Below are 4,118 nucleotides of genomic sequence, written 5' to 3' on the forward strand. Positions count from 1 at the left end.
CTGGGTTTCGTTGCAAAAATTCCAAACCGTATTCACATCACGCGCCATTGCCAGCAACACTTTCGCGTGCTTGTCTTTGATGCGCAGTTTCAGTGTTTTTACGGTTTCCATGACAAAATTATAGCAAGCTGTTGTGATGTGATGATTGATATTCAAAGATAATCTGAAGAATACAAACCATCACACTAGGACGCCTTCAGCGTCCGCGCTCTTGACCTCAGGCTGAACCCCGAGGCTTTGCGCGCATAGGGTAAAAGACTTTGCGCGTATTGGTGAACTCGGTGTCACAGCGATTACACCCGCTAATTTTCTGGCTTTGTTGAGGAGTCTATGATGAGTGCTTTAACTGTACGATTACCCAATTCGGTACATGCCAAAATTCGAGAATTAGCTGCCCGTGATGAAATTTCAGTGAATCAGTTTATTGCCAGTGCGGCAGCAGAGAAGCTAGCTTCCATGCTTACCATTGATTATTTACGTCAAGAAGCGGCCAGTGGTCAGCGACAAGATTTTGAACGTTATCTGAATGCTGTCCCCAATCTTCCAGACCAGATGGATGGAAGATAATCGGCATGTGTCGGCCCCGTGGTCGGCACATGCCCGATCGGTTGGGGTGTGGTTTAAGAACGTCCAGTCCCCATGCCACCTAACACCGAGCCCTCGCCTTGTTGCTTACCGCCAAGGCTAGGCGCACTCGCCACAATACGGTCGGCAAGGCGCGACAGCGGCAACGATTGTAACCACACATGCCCAGGGCCCGTGAGGGTGGCAAAGAACAACCCTTCACCACCAAACAGCGCACTTTTCACCCCACCGACAAATTGAATATCCATATCGACCGTTGGCTGATACGCCACCACACAACCGGTATCAACACGGATTTTTTCACCCGGCGCCAGTTGACGTTCTAATAGCGTGCCGCCGGCGTGAATAAATACATAACCATCACCTTCCAGTTTTTGCATCACAAACCCCTCGCCACCAAACAAGCCTGCGCCGAGTTTTTTCTGGAATGCAATGCCCAAACTCACCCCTTTGGCCGCACATAAAAAACTGTCTTTTTGTGCATACAACATCCCACCCAACTCTAATAGATGCACCGGAATAATTTTACCCGGATACGATGCAGCAAAAGCCACTTTACGTTTTTGGTTGCCTTCATTGATAAAGACGGTGGTGAATAAACTTTCACCGGTAAGCAAGCGTTTTCCCGCCCCCAGTAACTTACCAAACACGCCAGATTGCTGAGCTGAACCATCACCAAAAACCGTATCCATTCGGATATGGTCTTCCATATACATCATGCTACCGGCCTCACCAACCGCTGCCTCGCCGGGGTCGAGCTCAATTTCGACGAACTGCATATCATCGCCGTAAATCTCAAAGTCAATGACGTCCATACTCATATCAGAAGCTCCTGATGATTTTGATGTGCTGTTTGATGCGATGCGTCAATGTGCCGCAGGATAGAAATAACGGAGTACGTTATACTTTTTCTCACATTGTTGTTCCAAGGTTCCGCAGGATTGGTGGCTCCATCCTGCGCTTTTTTTTGGTGTTACACTGTTCCTGTTTCCTCTGCTGATGGTTTCTCCATGCACTTTTCCGCACAACTCGCACAACTGGTTCGGCTCCGTTGGGGTTTTATTATTGTGGCGGCGTTGGGGTTGGCGATTGCGCTCGGTGGGTTGGGGATTGAGCTACCCGTTGTCCCCTTGGTGTTGTGTTTAAGTGGACTGACTGCGCTTAATGTCTATTTATCATGGCGAACCACCCAAGCAGGATTACATCATGATGCCTTTGAATTGGCATTTCAACTGTGTTTAGACGTCGGTGCCCTCGGCATCCTACTGTTTTTTACCGGTGGCGCCGGCAATCCGGTGGTGACGCTGTATTTGCTGATTGTGGCGATTGCCGCCGTCTTATTACCCCCGCGCTTGGCATGGCTGATTGTCGCGTGGGCGGTGGCGGTCTATAGCTTTTTAATGTGGTTTTACCTCCCCTTGCCCGGCATCCCAGGGGATCCGCTATTTGTGTTCCGCATTCATCTACTCGGGATGTGGGCGACGTTTGGCCTCGCGGCGATGTTAATCACCGCGCTCTTGCTACGAATGGCAACCCAACTGCGCCAACGGGAACAGCAAATTGCCGCGATGCGTGAAGCACAGCTGCGCGATGAACGGTTACTCGCGATTGGCACTTTAGCCGCCGGTACCGCCCACGAGCTTGGCACACCGCTATCAACTTTGCGTTTGCTGCTAGATGAAATGCAGCTCGATTACGCAGGGCAACATCCTTTATTAGAACAAGACTTAGCGTTGGCTTCCGAACAAGTGAACACCTGTAAACGTGCTTTGATGCGGCTAGCCGAACAGGTCAACGGCCAACCACCGGCAGTGGAATCATTAGCAACACAATTTAATCGCATCCTAGAACACTGGGCCAGCCTCCGCCCCCATGCCCACATCAGCACCACCCTGCAACTCGATAGCGCCCCGACCGGACACCTCGACCCAACTTTTGCACCGGCATTACTCAATTTACTCAACAATGCCGTGGATGCATCGTCAGAAACCGTGACCTTGACCGCTGAATGGCAACCCAACTGGTTAGAAGTCACCATTGCCAACCGAGGCCCCAGCCTTAGCGAAGAACAGCTCAACCAGCTAGGACAACCGATGCGCTCGAATAAACCCGATGGGATGGGAATTGGCGTATTTTTGGCCCATGCCAGTTTTGAACGGCTTGGCGGTGAAGTCAGTTTAGTGAACCGACAGGGCGGAGGAGTTTTGGCGACTGTTAAATTACCGTGGCCAGCACAAGAAGGAAACCACCATGTCTGAACAGCAAGCGTATTTATTGTTGATTGATGATGATGAAAGTTTTGGTCAGTTAATGGTACGGGCTTTAGCGCGGCGCGGTTGGCCGGTGGAGCGTTTGCACAATGCTAACGCGGTAGAAACGTGGCTCGATGTGCCGCCGCCACACCTGCCAGAACGGGTGGTCTTGGACTTAAATTTGGCGGGAGATAGCGGTTTGCGCCTGTTGCCGCGCCTGCGAGAAGTGTTGCCAGACAGCAAAATTCTAGTGTTAACCGGCTTTGCTAGCATCGCCACGGCGGTTGATGCGATTAAATTAGGCGCTGACAACTACTTAGCCAAACCAGCCAGTGCCGATGATATCTTACATGCGCTCGATGACCTCGAACCGAACCTAGAACAAGCCGCACCCGAGGCTCCAATGTCCGTCCGCCGCTTGGCATGGGAGCATATTCAACGGGTATTAGCCGAACACGATGGCAATATCTCCGCCACCGCCCGCGCCCTCAATATGCACCGCCGCACCCTACAACGGATGTTGGCTAAAAAGCCGGTTTCGCGGTGATAATGTTTGTCGCATCACACTCATCTCTCTAGAATCCTGCGCTATTCTTTTCCGGTGCTGCTTATCATGTCGAAATCGCTGTCAGCGGCCATTGCCGTATTTTTCGCTGCGCCGCTTGCTCAAGCTGCTGTCAATGATGTTTACCCTGCCGATTACTATCCGCTTGACCCCGGCACTAGATTATTCACCGTATACAGTGCCGATCGAGACATTGAATTACCGCAGAACAATACGCTACACATGCAAACACTCGCCGTGCGTGGCTCGTACATGAAAGCGTTTTAGTGCTGTACGGCGGATAAGCGCAGCGCATCCGCCATACCCATCCGCCAATTTTGTCCCCACCATCCTAATTTGATTGCTCCATGTTTGTTTTGGGTGGATGCACTATGTTTATCCACCCTACTATAATCATCCGTATTACTTTCCGTCTCTGCCCCAACCATGTTGCCATTGCTCGACCCGAAGAACGATTACATCTTCAAACGTCTCTTTGCTCAATCACCGGAATTGCTGTCGGATTTGATTAACAGCATCCGCTACGATCAACCGCCGATTACCATCACTGATATTCTCAATCCCAATATCTCCGGTGAAGACCTACACGCCAAAGAAATCGTGTTAGATGTGTTGGCGAAAGATGATTTTGGGGTGCAATACAATATTGAAATTCAGGTGCGGAAACAGACGTATTGGGGAGAGAGAAGTCTGTATTACAGTTCGCGTTTAATCAG

The 4,118-nt window shown here is 50.7% G+C and carries 6 protein-coding genes; 5 read left to right on the plus strand and 1 reads right to left on the minus strand.

Annotated elements, in window-relative coordinates; all coding sequences use genetic code 11:
* Positions 1-333: 333 nt before the first annotated feature.
* Positions 334-567 (plus strand): toxin-antitoxin system HicB family antitoxin, encoded by a 234-nt coding sequence (locus tag G465_RS0112475; protein WP_022654774.1) that lies wholly within the window; start codon positions 334-336, stop codon positions 565-567.
* A 53-nt stretch (positions 568-620) separates the two neighbouring features.
* Here the strand turns inward: G465_RS0112475 and G465_RS0112480 are convergent, their stop codons facing one another.
* Positions 621-1,406: a TIGR00266 family protein gene (locus G465_RS0112480; RefSeq protein ID WP_022654775.1), complete on the minus strand. Its 786-nt coding sequence runs from the start codon at positions 1,404-1,406 to the stop codon at positions 621-623.
* Between the two features lie 189 nt (positions 1,407-1,595).
* On the opposite strand from G465_RS0112480, the gene G465_RS14780 reads away from it, so the two are divergent.
* From G465_RS14780 to G465_RS0112505, 4 genes are all read left to right on the plus strand, one after another.
* Positions 1,596-2,843, plus strand: coding sequence for an ATP-binding protein (locus G465_RS14780; RefSeq protein ID WP_022654776.1), 1,248 nt, complete (start codon positions 1,596-1,598; stop codon positions 2,841-2,843).
* Entirely contained in the window at positions 2,836-3,384 is a 549-nt protein-coding gene (locus tag G465_RS0112490) for a response regulator transcription factor (protein ID WP_022654777.1), read from the plus strand. The genes G465_RS14780 and G465_RS0112490 overlap by 8 nt, the downstream gene beginning before the upstream one ends.
* Positions 3,385-3,450: 66 nt before the next feature.
* Positions 3,451-3,669, plus strand: a complete 219-nt coding sequence (locus G465_RS0112495) for a hypothetical protein (protein ID WP_022654778.1) — start codon at positions 3,451-3,453, stop codon at positions 3,667-3,669.
* 159 nt (positions 3,670-3,828) lie between these two features.
* The coding region (locus G465_RS0112505) for an Rpn family recombination-promoting nuclease/putative transposase (protein ID WP_022654337.1) at positions 3,829-4,118 on the plus strand (290 nt) is incomplete at its 3' end.

It is taken from the genome of Aquaspirillum serpens DSM 68 (genome assembly GCF_000420525.1).
Taxonomy (GTDB): Bacteria; Pseudomonadota; Gammaproteobacteria; order Burkholderiales; family Aquaspirillaceae; genus Aquaspirillum; species Aquaspirillum serpens.

Bases quoted from the DNA above. Each gene is read 5' to 3' on its own strand.
- G465_RS0112475 (WP_022654774.1), top strand. From the start codon at position 334: ATGAGTGCTTTAACTGTACGATTACCCAATTCGGTACATGCCAAAATT.
- G465_RS0112480 (WP_022654775.1), bottom strand. From the start codon at position 1,406: ATGAGTATGGACGTCATTGACTTTGAGATTTACGGCGATGATATGCAG.
- G465_RS14780 (WP_022654776.1), top strand. From the start codon at position 1,596: ATGCACTTTTCCGCACAACTCGCACAACTGGTTCGGCTCCGTTGGGGT.
- G465_RS0112490 (WP_022654777.1), top strand. From the start codon at position 2,836: ATGTCTGAACAGCAAGCGTATTTATTGTTGATTGATGATGATGAAAGT.
- G465_RS0112495 (WP_022654778.1), top strand. From the start codon at position 3,451: ATGTCGAAATCGCTGTCAGCGGCCATTGCCGTATTTTTCGCTGCGCCG.